At 66.9% G+C, this 18837-nt stretch carries 22 protein-coding genes; 5 read left to right on the plus strand and 17 right to left on the minus strand.

Annotated features, from left to right (window positions below; all coding sequences use genetic code 11):
• Window positions 1-303: 303 nt before the first annotated feature.
• From DC347_RS07785 to fabF, 5 genes are all read left to right on the plus strand, one after another.
• On the plus strand, window positions 304-1548 hold the full coding sequence (locus tag DC347_RS07785; RefSeq protein ID WP_018759983.1) for a CdaR family transcriptional regulator: 1245 nt from the start codon (window positions 304-306) through the stop codon (window positions 1546-1548).
• A gap of 88 nt (window positions 1549-1636) precedes the next feature.
• Window positions 1637-2566: an ACP S-malonyltransferase gene (locus DC347_RS07790; protein ID WP_206073900.1), complete on the plus strand. Its 930-nt coding sequence runs from the start codon at window positions 1637-1639 to the stop codon at window positions 2564-2566.
• Window positions 2563-3624: a beta-ketoacyl-ACP synthase III gene (locus tag DC347_RS07795; RefSeq protein WP_109044990.1), complete on the plus strand. Its 1062-nt coding sequence runs from the start codon at window positions 2563-2565 to the stop codon at window positions 3622-3624. The genes DC347_RS07790 and DC347_RS07795 overlap by 4 nt, the downstream gene beginning before the upstream one ends.
• A gap of 76 nt (window positions 3625-3700) precedes the next feature.
• Window positions 3701-3946, plus strand: coding sequence for an acyl carrier protein (locus DC347_RS07800; RefSeq protein ID WP_009359314.1), 246 nt, complete (start codon window positions 3701-3703; stop codon window positions 3944-3946).
• 173 nt (window positions 3947-4119) lie between these two features.
• Window positions 4120-5355, plus strand: coding sequence for a beta-ketoacyl-ACP synthase II (fabF, locus tag DC347_RS07805; RefSeq protein WP_018759986.1), 1236 nt, complete (start codon window positions 4120-4122; stop codon window positions 5353-5355).
• 111 nt (window positions 5356-5466) lie between these two features.
• On the opposite strand, the gene DC347_RS07810 is transcribed toward fabF, so the two are convergent.
• The 17 genes from DC347_RS07810 to DC347_RS07890 all read right to left on the minus strand — a co-directional run bounded on the left by DC347_RS07810 (window position 5467) and on the right by DC347_RS07890 (window position 18827).
• Window positions 5467-5970 (minus strand): DUF3145 domain-containing protein, encoded by a 504-nt coding sequence (locus DC347_RS07810; protein ID WP_026264214.1) that lies wholly within the window; start codon window positions 5968-5970, stop codon window positions 5467-5469.
• A 235-nt stretch (window positions 5971-6205) separates the two neighbouring features.
• Entirely contained in the window at window positions 6206-7132 is a 927-nt protein-coding gene (locus tag DC347_RS07815) for a tyrosine recombinase XerC (RefSeq protein WP_109044991.1), read from the minus strand.
• A gap of 47 nt (window positions 7133-7179) precedes the next feature.
• Entirely contained in the window at window positions 7180-8313 is a 1134-nt protein-coding gene (gene dprA, locus DC347_RS07820; RefSeq protein WP_240617735.1) for a DNA-processing protein DprA, read from the minus strand.
• A gap of 110 nt (window positions 8314-8423) precedes the next feature.
• Complete coding sequence (locus tag DC347_RS07825) at window positions 8424-9968, minus strand: YifB family Mg chelatase-like AAA ATPase (RefSeq protein ID WP_018759990.1); 1545 nt, start codon at window positions 9966-9968, stop codon at window positions 8424-8426.
• A complete protein-coding gene (locus DC347_RS07830; protein WP_018759991.1) occupies window positions 9968-10324 on the minus strand; it encodes a YraN family protein in 357 nt (118 codons plus the stop codon). Before DC347_RS07830 ends, DC347_RS07825 begins: the two co-directional genes overlap by 1 nt.
• A 102-nt stretch (window positions 10325-10426) precedes the next feature.
• The gene (locus DC347_RS07835) at window positions 10427-10753 is read right to left on the minus strand and encodes a DUF2469 domain-containing protein (RefSeq protein ID WP_018759992.1); all 327 of its coding nucleotides are present in this window, start codon (window positions 10751-10753) and stop codon (window positions 10427-10429) included.
• Window positions 10754-10801: 48 nt separating this feature from the next.
• Complete coding sequence (locus tag DC347_RS07840) at window positions 10802-11590, minus strand: ribonuclease HII (RefSeq protein ID WP_240617729.1); 789 nt, start codon at window positions 11588-11590, stop codon at window positions 10802-10804.
• Window positions 11591-11592: 2 nt separating this feature from the next.
• On the minus strand, window positions 11593-12420 hold the full coding sequence (lepB, locus tag DC347_RS07845) for a signal peptidase I (protein ID WP_109044993.1): 828 nt from the start codon (window positions 12418-12420) through the stop codon (window positions 11593-11595).
• Window positions 12421-13098 (minus strand): signal peptidase I, encoded by a 678-nt coding sequence (gene lepB / locus DC347_RS07850; protein WP_109044994.1) that lies wholly within the window; start codon window positions 13096-13098, stop codon window positions 12421-12423. It abuts the gene before it with no gap.
• An 84-nt stretch (window positions 13099-13182) separates the two neighbouring features.
• Complete coding sequence (gene rplS, locus DC347_RS07855; RefSeq protein WP_018759996.1) at window positions 13183-13542, minus strand: 50S ribosomal protein L19; 360 nt, start codon at window positions 13540-13542, stop codon at window positions 13183-13185.
• A gap of 244 nt (window positions 13543-13786) precedes the next feature.
• Window positions 13787-14599, minus strand: a complete 813-nt coding sequence (gene trmD, locus DC347_RS07860; protein ID WP_109044995.1) for a tRNA (guanosine(37)-N1)-methyltransferase TrmD — start codon at window positions 14597-14599, stop codon at window positions 13787-13789.
• Window positions 14600-15145, minus strand: coding sequence for a ribosome maturation factor RimM (gene rimM / locus DC347_RS07865; RefSeq protein WP_206073901.1), 546 nt, complete (start codon window positions 15143-15145; stop codon window positions 14600-14602).
• A gap of 119 nt (window positions 15146-15264) precedes the next feature.
• Window positions 15265-15507 (minus strand): RNA-binding protein, encoded by a 243-nt coding sequence (locus tag DC347_RS07870; protein ID WP_018759999.1) that lies wholly within the window; start codon window positions 15505-15507, stop codon window positions 15265-15267.
• Between the two features lies 1 nt (window position 15508).
• A complete protein-coding gene (gene rpsP, locus DC347_RS07875) occupies window positions 15509-15931 on the minus strand; it encodes a 30S ribosomal protein S16 (RefSeq protein WP_018760000.1) in 423 nt (140 codons plus the stop codon).
• A 219-nt stretch (window positions 15932-16150) separates the two neighbouring features.
• Window positions 16151-16606, minus strand: a complete 456-nt coding sequence (locus tag DC347_RS07880) for a hypothetical protein (protein WP_018760001.1) — start codon at window positions 16604-16606, stop codon at window positions 16151-16153.
• Window positions 16607-16768: 162 nt separating this feature from the next.
• Complete coding sequence (locus tag DC347_RS07885; RefSeq protein ID WP_109044997.1) at window positions 16769-17644, minus strand: VOC family protein; 876 nt, start codon at window positions 17642-17644, stop codon at window positions 16769-16771.
• 100 nt (window positions 17645-17744) lie between these two features.
• Entirely contained in the window at window positions 17745-18827 is a 1083-nt protein-coding gene (locus DC347_RS07890; protein ID WP_109044998.1) for an amidohydrolase family protein, read from the minus strand.
• Window positions 18828-18837 lie beyond the last annotated feature (10 nt).

Genomic DNA, 18837 nt, shown 5'->3' on the forward strand with positions numbered 1-18837 from the left:
CGACACCCACTCCATCGTGGTGCGTGCCCTTGAAATGCTGGCGCGCCGCGGCGAGGTGGATGTTGACGCCCCGGTCAAGGCCATCGAGAAGTACAAGCTGCTCAACGTCAATGCCGGTACCACCGGCAATGCCGGCGGGGAGGCCTGACAGCCTTTCGCAGCAGAACCAACGGCGGCCCCCTCCATCACGGAGGGGGCCGCCGTTGTCCGTTCCGGGGTGCCTGCCTGCTGTGACGCAGCGCAAAGCGGATTGTAGCCTTCGCACAAATGGAGCTTGCGCGGTGGGGGCCGTATGCTCAAAGAATGCCAGCACCAGCCAGCCCGTCCGCCAAACGGAAACCGAGCCCGCCGAAGGTCACACCGGAGAAGTCCGAAACCCTTAAGCAGCTGCGGGCCAACGTCGGCCAGCTTTCCACAACCACCATGCGCAAGCTTGAGCAGTCGCTGCCCTGGTACAGCCGGCTCAGCTCCGACGAGAGGTCGGCCCTGGGCATGGTGGCGCAGAACGGGATCGCGGCATTCGTCACCTGGTACGAGCGTCCAAGCTCTCCGTCGTGGATCCTGACGGATGTGTTTGGGACGGCGCCCACGGAACTGACCCGCTCCATCAGCCTGCAGAAGGCGTTGCAGCTGATCAGGATCGTGGTGGAGGTTGTCGAGGACCAGGTTCCCGTCATTGCGCCGGAGGCAGACCAGCCGTCCCTGCGCGAAGCAGTCCTTCGGTACTCGCGTGAAGTCGCGTTCGCCGCAGCCGATGTCTACGCCCGGGCCGCCGAATCGCGCGGATCCTGGGACACCCGGCTGGAAGCCCTGATCGTGGATGCGATCCTTCGGGGTGAAAACACTGATGCGCTCCGCTCCCGCATCGCGGCCCTCGGCTGGAAGGCGCAGGAGCGTTTCACGGTCATGGTGGGGAACTCGCCGTCCGAACCCAGCGCCAGCTACGTGAGCGAACTGCGGCGGATGGCCGGGCGTTTCGCAGAGGACGCACTGGTGGGGATCCAGGGTGACCGGTTGATCCTCATCCTGGGCGGGGTGCAGGACCGCGAATCGGCCTATGTGAAGCTGAGCGAAATGTTCGCACCCGGCCCCGTGGTCTACGGCCCCGAGGCCGGTTCCCTGCTGGAGGCCAGCGGATCGGCGCAATCGGCGTTTGCCGGCCTCACTGCCGCCCGGGCGTGGCCGTCGGCGCCTCGGCCGGTAGCGGCCGACGATTTGCTGCCGGAACGGGTGATTTCCGGCGATGATGCCGCACGGCGTTCCTTGGTCAAGAATATCTACCGGCCCCTCGTGGCAGCGTCCAACGGCCTGGTGGAAACCCTGGGAACCTACCTTGAGCTGGGACATTCGCTGGAGGCAACGGCACGGGAACTCTTCGTCCACGCCAACACCGTCCGGTACCGGTTGAAGCGCGTTTGCGACGTCACCGGCTGGGACCCGCTGCTGCCCAGGGAGGCGTTTGTGCTCCAGGCAGCGCTCGTGGTGGGCCGCCTTTCTGCCCCGCCAAAGGCCGCCACGGAGCGGCAGTCGTCCCGGAACCAAGCGTGAGCCATTGTAGACTTCCTACAACCTGACCCCGTGAGCTTGGTGCGGTGAAACACCGCTGGATCACACAGTAATTTGGAAAGCTGGTTACGTGCTTGCAATAGTCTGCCCTGGACAGGGCTCGCAGACCCCGGGTTTTCTGGCCCCTTGGCTGGAACTACCTTCGGTGGCAGGCCAGCTGGCCGCCCTGAGCGACATCGCGGGGATCGACCTGATCGCCCACGGGACCACCTCCGACGAGGAAACCATCAAGGACACTGCCGTTGCGCAGCCCCTGATCGTTGCCGCAGGCCTGGTCACGGCGGCTTCCCTCTTCGACGTGGAGCTCAATTCCCTTCCGGTTATCCTCGCCGGCCATTCGGTGGGCGAAATCACTGCTGCCGCCCTCGCCGGCGTGCTGACCGAGCAGGAAGCCATGACCTTTGTCCGCGAACGGGCCAACAGCATGGCCGCGGCGGCTGCCGTCACGCCCACCGGCATGAGCGCCGTCGTGGGCGGCGACCCGGCCGAGGTGCTGGCTGCCATTGAGTCAGCCGGCACGGCCCCCGCGAACGTCAACGGCGCCGGCCAGACCGTTGCGGCCGGAACCTTCGACCAGCTGAAGGCGCTGGCCGCGAACCCGCCTGCCAAGGCCCGGGTGATTCCGTTGAAGGTGGCCGGTGCGTTCCACACCAGCCACATGGCACCGGCCGTTGACGCGCTTAAGGCGCTGGCGCCGCAGCTGAACCCGGCAGCCCCCAAGGTGCCCCTGCTGTCCAACTACGACGGCGGCGAGGTCACCGACGGCGGTGCCGCCGTCGAGAGCCTCATCGCACAGGTTTCCCGCCCGGTGCGGTGGGACCTCTGCATGGACGCGATGGTCAAGCGCGGTGTCACCGGACTCATCGAACTCGCCCCCGCAGGCACCCTGGCCGGACTCGCCAAGCGAGGCATGCCCGGCGTCAAGACGGTAGCGGTCAAGACTCCCGAAGACCTCTCTGCCGCCCTGGCACTGTTCGCAGAACTGGAGGGCAACGCATGAGCGTCCCCACGCTGAAGCAGGCTCCCATCCATGAGCACACCCGCATCCTCGGGCTGGGGGCGTACCGTCCGGACGTCATCGTCACGAATGAGGACGTGTGCCAGTGGATCGACTCCTCCGATGAGTGGATCCGCCAGCGCACCGGCATCGTGACCCGGCACCGTGCGGCCGCGGACGTGAGCGTGATCGACATGGCTGAGGGCGCTGCCCGCGAGGCCATGCAGAAGGCCGGGATCGAGGCTTCGCAGCTCGGCGCAGTCATCGTGTCCACCGTGACGCACCCGTACGCGACACCCTCAGCCGCTGCCAGCCTGGCGGACCGCATCGGCGCTACACCGGCACCGGCCTTTGACATCTCCGCAGCCTGCGCCGGTTACTGCTACGGCATCGCCCAGGCCGACGCCCTGGTCCGTTCCGGCGCTGCCAAGTACGTCCTGGTGGTGGGCGCGGAAAAGCTCTCGGACGTCATCGACAACCGGGAACGCACCATCTCTTTCCTGCTCGGGGACGGCGCCGGCGCCGTCGTCGTGGGTCCCTCCGACACTCCCGGCATCGCCCCGTCGGTGTGGGGTTCGGACGGCAGTAAATGGGATGCGATCGGCATGACCCGTTCCCTGCTGGACGTCCGCGATCTCGGCATGGCGGCCCGGCAGTCCGATTCCACCGGCGACCTTGCCCTCCTTGAAGAAGCGCAGGAACTTTACCCCACGCTCCGGCAGGACGGCCAGACCGTGTTCCGCTGGGCCGTGTGGGAGATGGCGAAAGTTGCCCAGCAGGCGCTCGACGCTGCCGGCATCGAGGCGGAAGACCTGGTTGCGTTCATCCCGCACCAGGCGAACATGCGCATCATCGACGAGATGGTGAAGAAGCTGAAGCTGCCCGAGACGGTTACAGTGGCACGGGACATTGCCGACGCCGGCAACACGTCCGCGGCCTCCATCCCGTTGGCAACGCACCGCCTCCTGCAGGAGAACCCCGGGCTGAGCGGCGGGCTGGCGCTGCAGATCGGTTTCGGCGCCGGGCTGGTCTTCGGCGCGCAGGTAATTGTCCTTCCCTAGATACGCCCAAGGGCCGCGACCGCGACCCGACCGTTTCCGGCAGCCCCTGCCGGCAATACAAGAAAAGGAGCCACCAATGGCTAGCAACGAAGAGATCCTGGCCGGCTTGGCTGAAATCGTCAACGAAGAGACCGGCCTGGCCCCGGAGGCCGTCGAGCTGGACAAGTCCTTCACCGAGGACCTGGACATCGACTCCATCTCCATGATGACCATCGTGGTCAACGCCGAGGAAAAGTTCGGCGTCCGCATTCCGGACGAAGAGGTCAAGAACCTCAAGACCGTCGGCGACGCCGTCAGCTTCATTGCCGGAGCACAGGCCTAATCCAGGCTTCCGCCGTCTCACGGCTTGGCTGGGCTGCCGATCCGGATTGACCGGATCGGCAGCCCGCCGCATCTAACCGGCACAGTGCCCCCGACCGGGACTGGCCGATCATCAAATGTGCGGGACCCTGCGGTTGGCGCAGGCGGATTCCCCACCGACGAAAGAGTGATCCCATGACGCGCAAAGTAGTCATTACCGGTCTGGGTGCCACCACGCCCATCGGCGGCGATGTACCCACCATGTGGAACAACGCCCTCAAGGGGGTCTCCGGTGCCCGCACCCTGGAGGACGACTGGGTAGCCAAGTACGAGCTCCCCGTCCATTTCGCTGCCCGCTGCAGCACACCCGCGCTGGACGTCCTGAGCCGGGTTGAAGCAAAGCGGATGGACCCATCCACGCAGTTCGGCGTCATTGCGGCCCGTGAGGCCTGGGCCGACTCCGGCATCACCGAATTCGACCAGGACCGGTTGGCTGTTGCGTTCGCCACCGGCATTGGCGGGGTCTGGACCCTGCTGGATGCCTGGGACACCCTCAAGGAGAAGGGCCCGCGCCGGGTCCTGCCCATGACCGTTCCCATGCTGATGCCCAATGGCGTGGCCGCGGCCGTCAGCCTGGACCTCGGCGCCCGAGCCGGCGCCCACACCCCGGTGTCCGCATGCGCCTCAGGCACCGAAGCCATGCACCTCGGCCTCGAACTCATCCGCTCCGGCAAGGCGGACGTAGTGATGTGCGGCGGTGCAGAAGCCGCAATCCACCCCATGCCGTTGGCGGCCTTCGCCTCCATGCAGGCACTGTCCCGCAGGAATGACGAGCCCGAGCGCGCCTCCCGTCCCTACGACACCGACCGTGACGGCTTCGTGATGGGCGAAGGGGCCGGAGCACTGGTCCTGGAGGCCGAGGAGCACGCCCTGGCCCGTGGAGCACGCATTTACGCCGAGCTCGCCGGTACGTCCGTCACTGCAGACGCGTACCACATCACCGCTCCGGATCCCCAAGGCCTCGGCGCCACCCGCGCGCTCAAGGCAGCCATGTTCGACGGCCGCATCCAGGCCGAGGACGTGGTGCACGTCAACGCCCACGCGACGTCGACCCCCGTAGGCGACAAGCCGGAATACACGGCACTGCGTGCCGCCCTGGGCAGCCACGTGGACAACGTGGCGGTTTCCGCCACCAAGTCGCAGATGGGGCACCTCCTGGGCGCGTCCGGCGCGGTGGAGGCGGTCCTGACCGTCCTGGCCGTCCATGAGCGCAAGGCTCCGGTCACCATCAACCTCGAGAACCAGGACCCCGAGATCCCGCTCGACGTTGTCACCTCCGCCCGTGACCTGCCTGCCGGCAGCATCGTGGCACTCAGCAACTCCTTCGGGTTCGGCGGACACAACGCCGTGGTGGCCATCCGCAGCATCTAGCCCCTGTCCTGCACAACGCATGGACAGCAAGAGGAGGCCCCGCCGGCTGGCGGGGCCTCCTCTTGTGCTATGGATGGGTACTCGTTTGGCCGCCCGGCAGGACGACGTCGGTCAACCTACCTGGTGCAGCCAGCGGACGGGGGCGCCTTCGGCAGCGTGGCGGAACGGTTCCAGTTCCTCGTCCCACGCCTCGCCCAGGGCCAGCGAGAGTTCGTGGTAGACGGCGGCGGGATCGCCCGCACCCGATTCGTAGGCGTAGCGGATGCGGTCCTCCGAAACCATGATGTTGCCATGGACGTCGGTGACGGCGTGGAAGATCCCCAGCTCTGGCGTGTGCGACCACCGGCCGCCGTCCACGCCCTGGGTGGGCTCCTCGGTCACCTCATAGCGCAGGTGCGCCCAGCCACGGAGGCAGGACGCCAGCTTGGATCCCGTGCCGGGGGTTCCGGTCCAGGAAAGCTCCGCACGGAACATTCCGGGCGCGGCAGGCTGCGGGGTCCACTCCAGGTCCGTCCGCTTATCCACCACAGCCCCGATTGCCCACTCGACATGGGGGCACAGGGCCGTAGGGGCTGAGTGAACAAACAGCACACCGCGGGTCATTGCAACAGACATTCCATCCTCCATAGCTCTAGGTACGTCTTCCCCAACGACCTCTGCCCGGATGGAACTGCCGTGCCCTGCACTGCGGCGGTGGTTCCCGATATTCAGGTGTATCAGATTAAGCTGTGTCCGGACTTGCCGAGCCGCATGAAGCTCAGGGAGCTTCAAGCGGGACTTGAAAGTTGCCGGACGTGACTCTCATTGTGCCGTACCCCGTGGAATTACGCCAGTGCGATGAGCCACACCGTCAGGCCCGGGGGTGAGCCTGCTGGTAGCTCTTCCGCAGGCGGTCAACCGAGACGTGGGTATAGATCTGGGTCGTGGCGAGGCTGCTGTGGCCCAGGATCTCCTGCACGGCACGCAGGTCCGCTCCGCCGTCGAGCAAATGCGTTGCAGCGGAGTGCCGCAAGGCGTGGGGCCCGGACACGGAGGTGTCACCGAGGGCACCGAAAAGAGTGTTGACCAGGGTGCGGACCTGGCGCTGGTCAACCCGGCCACCGCGGGCGCCCAGGAAGAGCGCCGGCCCGCTGGTGCCCGTCGCCAGGGCAGGGCGGCCTCGCCGCAGCCAATCGTCGACAGCGAGGGCGGCCGGAACCCCGTAGGGCACGGTGCGCTCTTTGTTCCCTTTGCCGATGACCCGCAGCGTCCGGCGGTCCGGGTCCAGATCGTCGACGTCCAACCCGGCAAGTTCACCTACCCTGATGCCTGTGGCGTAGAGGAGTTCCACGATGGCACGGTTACGCACGGCCAGCGGTTCACCGTCCAGTGCCGCGTTTTCGAGCCCTTCCAGCATTCGCGCCAGCTGGGACGCCTGGAGTACTCCCGGCAGTGATCCTTCGCGTTTGGGGGCTTTCAGGCGCAGGGCGGGGTCCGTCTCCAGAAGTTCTTCCCGGAGGGCCCAGGCAGTGAATGCCCTGGCCGTAGCGGACCGGCGCGCCAGCGTTGAGCGTGCGGCACCCGCCGAGCTCTGGCTGCCGAGCCAACGGCGGAAGGTTCCTAGTTCAAGGTCCTTCAGCCCGGTCGCGCCCTCGGATGCGGCGTGCGCCAAGAGGCTCCGCAGGTCCCCCAGGTAGGCACGCCGGGTATGCTCCGACACGGCCCGCTCCCCGGACAGGTAGGCGGCAAATGCGTCCAGTGCCGAGCCGAGCTCCTTGGGCAGTTCGTCATGGTCCACTCCTACACTGTCTCAGGCTTGCCCTCGTTCACCGCAGCCGGACACGGTCATACCTTGCCTCGTTTCCAGCCGCCGCGTTCAGAGACGGCCAGCCCGAGCAGCCCCAGCCGGCCGAGGCCGGCGCGCACCGAGTCCTGTCCCAATCCGGCCACCGCCGAGAGCTTTTCCACCGACGTGGTGGAGCGCAGCGGAAGTGCATCCAGCAGGATCAGGTCCTCCAGGGTCAGCCCGTCCTGCACGGCGGCTGCACCTGGCCGTTGTTCGGGCAGCCCCGCTCCGCTGGGCGCGGCGAGTTCGGACACTTCCGCGGCATCGGTGACGCAAACCGCGCCACCGTCCCGCAGGAGCCGGTGGCAGCCGGCCGAGTTGGCACTGTGGACTGATCCGGGGACCGCCCCCACTGCCCGCCCCAGGGTTTCGGCGTGGTGGGCTGTGTTCAGCGCACCGGAGCGCCACCGCGCTTCCACCACCACTGTCACTGACGAAAGCGCAGCAATCAGCCGATTCCGCTGCAGGAACCGGTACCGCGTGGGAGCCGATCCCGGCGGTACCTCCGCCAGGACCGCGCCTTGGTTGGCCACGGCCCGGAGCAGGTCCTCGTTTCCCGACGGATAGAACCGGTCCACTCCGCCGGCCATCACAGCGATGGTCGGGACGGCCGAGGATCCTCCCGCGAGGGCGGCACGGTGCGCGTGTGCATCGATGCCGTAGGCGCCGCCCGACACTATCGTGAAGCCCCGTTGCGCCAGCGAGTATGCCAGATCCCCTGTCACCGCAGCCCCATAGCTGGTGCTGTCGCGGGAACCTACCAGGGCGATGGACATGGCTGCGTCCGGCAGCGGGTGTTCCTGACCCCGCCACCACAGGCACAGGGGCTCCTGGATGCCGAGGTCGGCCAGCTGGGAGGGCCACAGCTCGTCCGTGGGAATGATCAAGCGGCCACCCAGCCGTGCCATCGTGGCCAGGTCCCGTTCCGGAGCCAGGTCAGCTATCCGCGGCTGCCAGCGCTTCAAGGCTGCAGCCATTCCCGCCCAGCTGCTCGCCCCGCTGTCAGCCAGCAACGAGGTGATTTCACGCTCCAGGTCAGCCCCGGCCGTGACCCGCCCGGTGGCAATCCGAAAGGCATCCGTTGCCCCAGCAACATGCACGAGGGCCAGGCCTGCGGCGTCCTGGGGCTCCATGAGGCGGGACAACGCTGCCCGGGCCAACCGCTCGTCAACCTTTGCTGGATGGTTTGCCGAATCGTTTGCCACGCGCAGTTCCTTTAGTTCGTTCACGTTTGCCGTCCTCCTCACGCCACCGCCGCGGCAGCCTGCCGCAAGCCAAGCGCCTGCCCGATGTCGTTGGCGTCCGGCAGGTCCCGCCGGCCCAGGTCGGCCAAGGTCCATGCCAGCCGGAGGACGCGGTCATAGCCGCGGGCGGTCAGGACCCCGCGCTCCAAGGCCTGGTCCAGGATCCGGGTGGCTGCCGGAGCGAGTCGCAAGTCACCGCGCAGGATGCGCCCCGGGACCTGCGAGTTCGTTTCCAGGCCAAAGCACCGCAACCGCTCTCCCTGCCGCTCACGTGCTGCCCTGACCCGCAGTGCGACCGTTGCGGTATCTTCCTCCCGGCCGGCCTGCCCGAACTCGGCCAGGGACACCCTTTCCACCTGCAACTGGATGTCCACCCGGTCCAGGAGTGGGCCGGACATCCTGGCGAGGTAACGGCGGCGCATCACGGGGGTACACGTGCAGTCCAGGCCTTTGCCGGAGGCCTTCCCGCACGGGCAGGGGTTTGCGGCCAGCACCAGCTGGAAGCGGGCCGGGTAGGCGGCAGTCCCGGCCGCCCGGTGGATCACCAGCTCACCGCTCTCCAGGGGCTGACGCAAGGCATCGAGAACCCGGCGTTCATATTCCGGGGCCTCGTCAAGGAACAGCACGCCGCGGTGGGCTCGGGATGCCGCCCCCGGCCGGGGAAGTCCTGAACCGCCTCCGATGATGGCCGCCGCAGTGGCTGAGTGGTGCGGGTTTTCAAAGGGTGGCCGGCGCAGAAGCTGGACCGCAGACGCCGGCAGGCCGCACAGCGAGTGGATGGCCGTGACCTCCATGGACTCATGGTCACCAAGATCCGGCAAAAGGCCCGGCAACCGTTCCGCAAGCATGGTCTTACCTGCTCCGGGCGGCCCCGTGAGGAGCAGGTGGTGTGCCCCTGCGGCAGCAACTTCCAACGCCTGGCGTGCCTCGGACTGGCCGGCAACATCGGCCATGTCCGGACACGGCCCGGCCGCCGGGTGTCCATCGTCAACATCGTCGGCGTCGTCCGGTTCAAAGTCCAAGGCGAGCTCCTGCGGATCCGCCCCGAAGTCCAGGGCCAGGCGCGCCAGCGTGCGGTAGCCGCGGACACTGGCGCCAGGCACGAGCGATGCCTCGGCAAGGTTTGCCTGCGCCACCACGACGTCCGGATAGCCGGCTTGTACCGCGGCCATCACGGCAGGCAGGATTCCCCGCACCGGCCGCAGCCGTCCGTCGAGGCCGAGCTCGGCAATGAAGACGGTCCGTCCGGTGGCTTTGACATCGTTCGATGCCCTCAGCACGGCCATGGTGACCGCGAGGTCGAAACCCGAACCACGTTTAGGCAGCGACGCCGGGATGAGGTTGGCGGTGATCTTCCGGCGGCTGAGCGGGATGCCGGAGTTCTTCGCGGCAGAACGGATCCGTTCCTTGGCTTCGTTGAGGGCCGCGTCCGGGAGCCCGAGGATGACGAAAGCCGGCAGTGTTTGGCCAATGTCGGCCTCCACTTCGACCACGTACCCGTTCAGGCCTACCAGGGCGATGGAGTAAGTCCGCCCCAGGGCCATCACCCAACCCCCTTGAGGTGCTCCACCACAGGGTGGCCGCCGCCGTCGTCCACCACGGCGATAACGTCCACGCGGCGCAGGGGCATCCGCAATTCCCGGTCGCGGCACCAGGCGGCGCCGAGCCGGTGCAGGCGTGCCAGCTTCTCCGGCCCCACGGCTTCGAAGGGATGGCCAAAGTCCAGGGAGCGGCGTGTTTTGACTTCTGCGATGACCAGCGCGTCACCGTCAAGGGCCACGATGTCGATCTCGCCCTCGGTGCATCGCCAGTTGCGCTCCACCACCAGCATTCCCAGCGTTTCCAGATAACCGGTGGCGAGGTCTTCGCCGCGCCGGCCCAGCAGGTCCTTCGATTTCATGTCTACCTCCGGAACCAGCTTGGCGGCGAACCGCTGCAGGGCACAGAAAGGCCCTGCCGTATGTGGACAGGGCCTTTCTGTGGAGGAAGAGTCGGAGCGCTGCTAGTTGCCCAGGTCCACGTCCTTGGGCAGGGCCAGCTCCTCGTTTCGTGGCAGTTCTTCGACGTTGACATCCTTGAAGGTCAGGACCCTGACGCTCTTGACGAAGCGCGCTGAGCGGTAAACGTCCCAGACCCAGGCGTCCTGGAGGGTCAGGTCGAAGTAGACCTCGCCGTCGGCGCTGCGGGCCTGCAGGTCCACGTGGTTGGCGAGGTAGAAACGCCGCTCGGTCTCGACAACGTAGGTGAACAGGCCGACGACGTCGCGGTATTCACGGTAGAGCTGAAGCTCCATGTCGGTTTCATAGTTCTCAAGATCCTCGGCACTCATGCTTCCATCTTGCACCATGTCCGGGGGCGCCGGCGCCGGGAGCAGGACTCAGGCTTCGTCCCGCGCGTCTTCGTCAGGAGATTCGGTGCCCTGCAACTCGCCGCCAAGCAGCCGCCAACTGACCCGGTGGTAGGGAGTCGGTCCGGCTGCGCGCAGGACATCACGGTGGGCTGCGGTGGCGTAACCCTTGTTGATGTCCCAGCCGTAATCCGGGTACTCGAGGTGCAATTCTCGCATCATCCGGTCACGCTCCACTTTGGCGATGACGCTCGCTGCGGCCACACTCAGGCACTGCATGTCCGCTTTGACCTTGGTGTGGACGGGCGCTTCACAGGCGGCTTCCACCACCGGCTGGTCGAACAAGGAAAGCTGCTCTGCCGGGGAAAGCCAGTTGTGGCTTCCATCCAGCAGCACCGCTTCCGGAATGATTCCGGCTCCCAGGATGGCCCCCCAGGCACGGGTTCCTGCCAGCCGCAGGGCTGCAATGATGCCGAGCGAATCGATCTCGGCGGCGGTCGCATGGCCAACCGCCGACGCAACGCTCCAGCGCCGCACCAACGGTTCCAGCCGCTCGCGCTCGGCCGGGCTGAGGAGCTTGCTGTCCCGCACGCCCGCCAGCGGTTTTTGGCGCTCCAGGTCCACGACAGCAATTCCCACGCTGACCGGCCCGGCAAGCGCACCGCGGCCCACCTCGTCAACGCCGGCCAGGAGCCGCACGCCCTGGGCCTTGAACGTACGCTCGTGCCGCAAGGTGGGCGCCTTGGCCCCGCGCGCCGGCGTGGCTCCGACGCTTCTGCGCGGCGCTGCTGCGGGGACGGTGCGGGTGGCGGACGGCATGGTCAGCGGGCCGCCGGGACGTTGCGGAACACGTCCGGGTAGTTGTCCAGGGTCTTGATCCGGTTCAGCGGCCACGCTATGACGGCGGCCTTGCCCACAAGGTCCTTGAGGTCGATGAAGCCGCCGTCGTTTTCCATGTGTGACCGGGAATCCGCCGAATGGTTACGGTTATCGCCCATCACCCACACTTTGCCCTCCGGAACGGTGACGTCAAAGTTACGGACCTGCGGGACTTCGGCGGGGTTGATGTAGGTCTCGTCCACGGCTGTTCCGTTGATGGTCAGTTTACCGCCGGCGTCGCAGCACACCACGTGGTCGCCGGGCAGCCCGATGACCCGCTTGACCAGGTGCTGGTCGGTGTTGTCGGGCAGCAACCCCACAAACGTCAGGCCGTCCTGAACCCAGGTGAACGGCCCCTGGGTTTTTGCTGCTGTTGGCGGCAGCCAGCCCTTGTTGTCGCGGAACACCACCACGTCCCCTCGGCTGAGCGCAAACGGCTCCGGGACGAGGAGATTGACGAAGATCCGGTCGTCCACATCAAGGGTGTTCACCATGGACTCGGACGGGATGAAGAACGCCCGGAAGAGGAAAGTCTTGATGAGGAAGGACAGCACAACGGCGATGACCACGACGGTGGCAATCTCCTTGAGCCACCCGAGCAAAGGGTTGCCCGTGGCCTTTCCGGCCGGTTTGGAGCGGGAGCCGCCCTTCCGGTGGGAATTCGTGCCGGCCTCGGGACTGTCGCCCGGCTCTGCGGGGGTTGGAACGCCCTGGTTCCCTGCGGCGCCGTCATGGCGCGGTTCAGGATTCCGCGCTGGGTTCTCGGGCATTTACCGTCCGTTCTGTGTTGTCGGCCCCACCACTGGCGGCCGCTCTACTGGAGCAAATCTATCAAGGGGCCACAGGATCTGGACCGGCCGGCCGACGACGCGCTCCAGCGGGACCATGCCGCCTCCTGGAGCTCCCAGCAGGCTGCGCGAATCGGCGGATACCGACCGGTGGTCCCCCATCAGCCACAACCTGCCCTCGGGGACCACCGAGTTGAACTTCTGCGTGCTCGGGACCTCTCCGGGAAAGATGTACGGCTCATCCAGCGGTACCCCGTTCACGGTGACCTTGCCGCCCGCGTCGCAGCAGACCACCGTATCGCCTGGGAGGCCTATGACCCGCTTGACGTAGGTGGTGTCGCTCCCGGTGAGGCCCAGCCACTGGGCGAGGCCGCCCGCTGCGTCCATCAGCGGACCCCTGCCGCTGTTCAGGGGCGCGAACGTACCGCGTCCGTCAAAGACGACGATGTCCCCGCGCCTGATGGGGTCGGCCTGGAAATCGGTGCGCGAGACCAGGATCCGGTCACCGCCTTGGAGTAGCGGCTCCATGGACTCGGAGGGAATGTAGTAGACATCGATCCACAAGGAGCGCACCACGCCGCTGATGGTGACGGCAAGGACCAGGGCCAGGAACACAAAACGCCAGCCCATGGTGCGGGGCTGGCGTTTTGTCTGGTGCATGGTCCGTATCCTGGCGCTGGTGGATTGCTCCGGCGCTGGCCGGTCACGGCCGCGTCCCAGCCGAGTGGCAAGTCCGAAAGGAACTTACTTGCCGGTGGCGAAGTCGCGCTTTTCCTTGATCTTCGCAGCCTTACCGCGCAGTGCGCGCATGTAGTAAAGCTTGGCGCGACGGACGTCACCCTTGGTAACGACCTCGATCTTTTCGATGATCGGGGAGTGCACCGGGAAGGTACGCTCCACGCCGACACCGAAGGAAACCTTGCGGACCGTGAAGGTTTCGCGGACGCCATCGCCCTGGCGGCCCAGGACGAAGCCCTGGAACACCTGGACACGGGAGTTCTTGCCTTCGATGATGTTCACGTGGACCTTGAGGGTATCGCCCGCGCGGAACTCGGGAACATCGTTGCGCAGCGAAGCTGCATCGAGGGAATCGAGAATATGCATGGTTGCACTCCTGGTGAACGCCACAGGTCATTCACTTTGGGTCACGGCAGGCAGGTCCGGCCGCCGAAAAGCGGGCCGGATTGTTGCCGCCGAAGTAAAGGGGTCCGGCCGCTTCAATGGTTGATGAGGCCGGTTGTCCGGCTGTTGGCCGCGCTACCCCCTGTGGCAGGTGCGGACCCAGCAGACACAAAGACCAATTTTGCCACAGTGCAGGGGTTACGCCAACTTGGGTCCGGCGCGGAAGCTATTCCTGTACCCCCGGCCCGGCGTCCGGGCGGCGGGCCAACCTTCCGGCCACGATGTCGAATCCCAGGTTGTGCAGTTCGGTGCGGTCGGCACGCGGAAGATTGCCGGCGTCGAACGCCTCCAGGAGGTCCGGGCGGCGTTCGGCCGTCCTGCGGTATTGCTCGTGCCGGCGCCACTGCGCGATCTTGCCGTGGTTTCCGGTGAGCAGGACCGCGGGGACCTCGCGGTCCCGCCATACGGACGGCTTGGTGTAGACCGGATATTCCAGCAGGCCGTCGGAGTGGGACTCCTCAACCAAGGACTCAGGGTTGCCCACCACACCCGGCAGGAGCCTGCCGATGGCCTCGACCATGGCCAGGACAGCGACTTCCCCGCCATTGAGCACGTAGTCGCCAAGGCTTACGGGGCGGACGGTGAAGTGCTCCTGTGCCCACTCGATGACGCGCTCGTCGATGCCTTCATAGCGGCCACAGGCGAAAGCAAGGTGCTCTTCCTCTGCCAGTTCATAAGCCAGAGCCTGCGTGAACCTCTCGCCGGCGGGAGATGGAACGATCAGGACAGGTTTGTGCTGCGGATCGGGACGGCCCTGGGCCACCGCTGAGAGGGCCTGCGCCCACGGTTCGGGCTTCATGACCATCCCCGCGCCTCCGCCGTACGGAGTGTCGTCCACGGAACGGTGCTTGTCGGTGGTGAAGCTGCGGAGGTCGTGGACATGCAGGTCCAGGATCCCGTCCTGGCGGGCCTTGCCGATCAGCGAGAGCTCCAGCGGGGCAAGGTATTCGGGGAAGATGCTGACGACGTCGATCCGCATCTATTCCCGGCCTTCTGGTTCCGGGGATGCGGCGTCGCCGGCGTTCAGTTCGAAGAGGCCGTCCGGCGGGGTGAGCAGGACGAAGCCCTCCTCAAGGTTGACCTCGGGCACAATCTGCTCCACGAAGGGAACCAGGATCTCTTCGCCCGCCGGGGTGGTCACGGTCAGCAGGTCCTGGACGGGCATGGTGGCCAGGGCAGTCACCTTTCCCACCACCTGTGAGCCGACCCGCGCCTGGAGGCCGACGAGTTCGTGCTCGTACCAGCCTTCGTCGTCATCCTCGTCGAGTTCTTCCGTTTCGATGAACAGCTTCGCGCCGCGGAGGGTTTCGGCCTTGTTGCGGTCCTTCACTTCCGCGAAGCCCAGCAGCAGGATGTCCTTGTTCCAGCGCGCACTGTCCACCGTCAAGGGGCCGGACGCGGCAGGTTCAACGACGAACTCCGTGCCGGGGACAAACCTGTCGTCGGGGGCATCGGTCAGCACCTGGACCGTGACTTCCCCGCGAATGCCGTGCGGCTTGCCGATCCGCGCCACCTGAAGCTGCATCTGTTCCTCTGTTCCGGGTTGTGGTTGGTGTGGGGTGAAAGCACTGTGTTGATCAAAGCAGTCCGGCCCCTCCACCAGGTGGTGGAGGGGCCGGAGCAGAACTAAGTGTTGCCGAGCGCTCAGCGGCGGCGGTCGGTATCGACGACGTCGACCCTGACCGGTTCGCCGCCGGCCAGTGCTGCCACCACGGTGCGCAGTGCGCGTGCGGTGCGGCCCTGGCGGCCAATCACCCGTCCGAGGTCATCCTGGTGAACCCGCACTTCGAGGGTGTCCCCGCGGCGGTTGTTCTTCGAACTGACCTTGACGTCGTCCGGGGAATCAACGATTCCACGGACCAGGTGCTCCAGCGCTTCTGCCAGCAATCTACTCAGCCTCGGTGGTCTCAGCTTCGGCGTCGGCCGGGGCCTCGGCAGCGTCAGACTTGGAGGCCTTTTTGGTGATGGCTTCCGGGATGATGACCGAGCCCTTCTCCGGAGCTACGAAAGCGTCCTTCGCGACCTTGGTCTTGAGGGTGCCTTCCTGGCCCGGGAGGCCCTTGAACTTCTGCCAGTCACCGGTGATCTTCAGGATGGCGGCAACCTGCTCGGACGGCTGGGCGCCGACGGACAGCCAGTACTGGGCACGCTCGGAGTTGACCTCGATGAACGAGGGCTCTTCGGTGGGGTGGTACTTGCCGATCTCCTCGATGGCGCGGCCGTCACGCTTGGTGCGTGAGTCCGCGACGACGATGCGGTAGTACGGGGCGCGCATCTTGCCGAAGCGCTTAAGGCGAATCTTTACGGCCACTTTTGTGGTCACTCCTGTTTCAGAAAAGGGGTGAACCCGGCGTTCTGCACCCGTGGGGCGGGCCGTACTTGCCGGTTCGAAGGACAGGATCCGGACGCGGAGAGAGGGGCCACGCAGATCGAGTACCTGTTTATTGTGCCAGATCAGCGAACTTATTTCGACTCGGCGTCGCCGCGCTTCGCGCCGGCGCCGGCCGCGGGATGGGCCCTGCGGCGCCGGTCAGGCGGACCAGACGTACAGCCCGGTTCGCTCGGCGTCGTCCAACCCGGCCGCGAGCCTGGCGAGCTGCTCCACGTAGGTCCGGGCCTGGGCCGCGCCGAAAGGCATGTCGTCCTGCGCGGCCCACTGCTCGGCGACGTCTTCGAGGACGTTGCCCTCGCCTTCGGTCTCGTAGGACAGGAGGTCGGCCAGCGCACGGACCATGGCAGGCGGAACTGCCAGAAGGGAGTCGCTGGCGACATCCACCATGGTCAGCTCATAGTCGGCACCACCGGCGTGGACAGCAGTCCCGGCGAGGTCGCCGAGCTGTTCGATTTCGAAGTCGCTGACTCCCTCGATCCGCACGGCCTGGCTGCCAGGACCGACGTTCGCCGCGGGCGCGCTCCCTGCATCAAGGAGGCCGGCGCGTTTGAGCGCGGCGTCATGGGTGGCAACAAAGATCTCGGTGAAGCCCATGGCTGTTTGCCCTTCTTCCGTTGGCGGAACTGCGCGCCGGGCGCTGCCCGCGTCCCGGCCGTACTGAATCAGCCTAGTAGCTGGGGACCGGCAGGGGCACGCGCCGGGCCGGGCCGCACAGGACAGTTCTCGGCGCTGGCCGGCCTCCGCCGGCAGCGCAGCTCAGCGGACGGCCACCCGCAGCCGGTTGCGCCACGGATCCTCGAACCGGAGTTCGGCGCCGGTGTGGTGCGCGGTCACTCCGGCGACCTTGAGGCGGTCAGCCAAGGCGCCGACGTCGTCCCCTGAAGGAACTTCGATGAGGACTTCGCCCAGCCCAAGGGTGTCCTTGCGGGGGCCGGCCCCGCGGCTGTTCCAGACGTTCATGGCCATGTGGTGGTGGTACCGCCCGGCGGAAACGAACAAGGCCTGCCCGTGCCAGCCCGCCGTCTTTTCGAAACCGAGGGTGCCCACGTAGAAGTCGCGCGCCGTCTGGACGTCTCCCACCTGGAGGTGGACGTGCCCCACGCCTGCGGCCGTCACGCGCTGGCCTTCGAGCGATTCCTCGGTGAGGTGCTGGTCCAGGTAGCGCTGCGGGGGAAGGGCAAGGCTGTCCATCACCACGTCCGTCCCGTTCCAGGACCAGTTGCTGCGCGGCCGGTCCCAATACAGTTCGATGCCGTTGCCTTCCGGATCGGTGAAGTAGAAGGCTTCGCTGACCAGGTGGTCGGCGCTGCCGGTGAAGGACATCGGCTCGTATTGGGCCGCGGTGGCGATGGTGGCGGCGAGGGAGGCCTGGTCTTCAAACAGCAGCGCGGTGTGGAAGAGTCCGGCCTCTCCCCTGCCGGGCAGGTTCAGCCCGGGGGCCGGAGCCAGGTGGACCAGGGGGCGGCCAAGGCGGCCCAGGTACAGTCCGCCGTCCTGCTCGGCCACCACCTCCAGGCCCAGTGCGCGCTGGTAGTAGTCGGTCATGACCTTCATGTCCCCCACCTTGAGCATCACCGTGCCCATGGCGAGGTCGGCAGGAAGCAGGTCCTGGCTGTTGGCTGATGCGGTCATTGGAGGCTCCTTGGATTGGCGGCCGTCCCGATGGCGGCCTGTCACTTCTTAAAATTACTTGAAGCTTCAATTTATTCCAAGTCCCGGGGGCCACGTTGGGTCAACGGATAACGCGGCCGCCCAGCACGACGTGGTCCAGCCTGCCGATGGTCTCCGGGACCGCCCGTGGATCCTCACGACAGACGATCACATCGGCGCGTGCGCCTTCTTCCAAGCCGTCCGCTCCGAGCCAGCGGCGGGCTGCCCAGCACGCTGCATCCAGCGCTGCAGTCATCGGCAGGCCCGCACCGTGCAGGGCGAGGATTTCGTCCGCGATGCGGCCGTGGCCGATGACGCTGCCGGCGTCTGTTCCGGCGAAGATGCGCACCCCCGCTGCGTGGGCCTCGGCCACGCGCTCCAGCCTCCGCTCCCAGAGGGACCGCATGTGGGCTGCGTACCGTGGAAACTTCGGCTCCGCTTGGGCGGCAATGTCCGGGAAGGTGGCGATGTTGATGAGGGTGGGCACGATCGGCACGCCCTGCCCGGCGAACCGGGGCAGGTGCCGTGGCAGCAGCCCGGTGGCGTGCTCGATGCAGTCGATGCCGGCGTCGAGCATCTGGTCCAGGGTGTCTTCGGCGAAGCAGTGGGCCGTCACCCGGGCACCTTCGTCGTGTGCAGCCTGGACCGCGTCGCGGACGACGGCGGCAGGAAAGGACGGCGCCAGGTCACCGGCGCCCCGGTCGATCCAGTCCCCCACCAGTTTGACCCAGCCGTCCCCGTCCCGGGCCTGCTTGCGCACGGCCTCAACGAGGTCCTCGGGTTCGACCTCGTGGGCGAAACCGCGCAGGTAGCGCCGGGTCCGGGCAATGTGCCGGCCGGCGCGGATCAACACCGGGAAGTCCGTGCCGCCCTGCATCCAGCGCGTATCGGCGGGCGAACCCGCATCACGGACCAGGAGGGTTCCGGCGTTGAGGTCCGCAAGCGCCTGTTCCTGCGCTACGGCGGCCTCCACCGGACCGGCCGGCCCCAGCCCGATATGGCAATGGGCGTCCACGAAGCCCGGCAATACCCAGCCGTCGAGTACCCGGTCGGGTGGCTGTGCGGGCCGGCGGAACGTGAGCTTGCCGCCCACGGACCAGAGTCCCTGCCGCAGGCTGTCCGGTGCAGCCAGGACGGGTCCGCGAAAGTGAATTATTCCTGCCATCCGGGCATCC

This window comes from Pseudarthrobacter sp. AG30, assembly GCF_003116525.1.
In the GTDB taxonomy this organism is placed as follows: Bacteria; Actinomycetota; Actinomycetes; order Actinomycetales; family Micrococcaceae; genus Arthrobacter.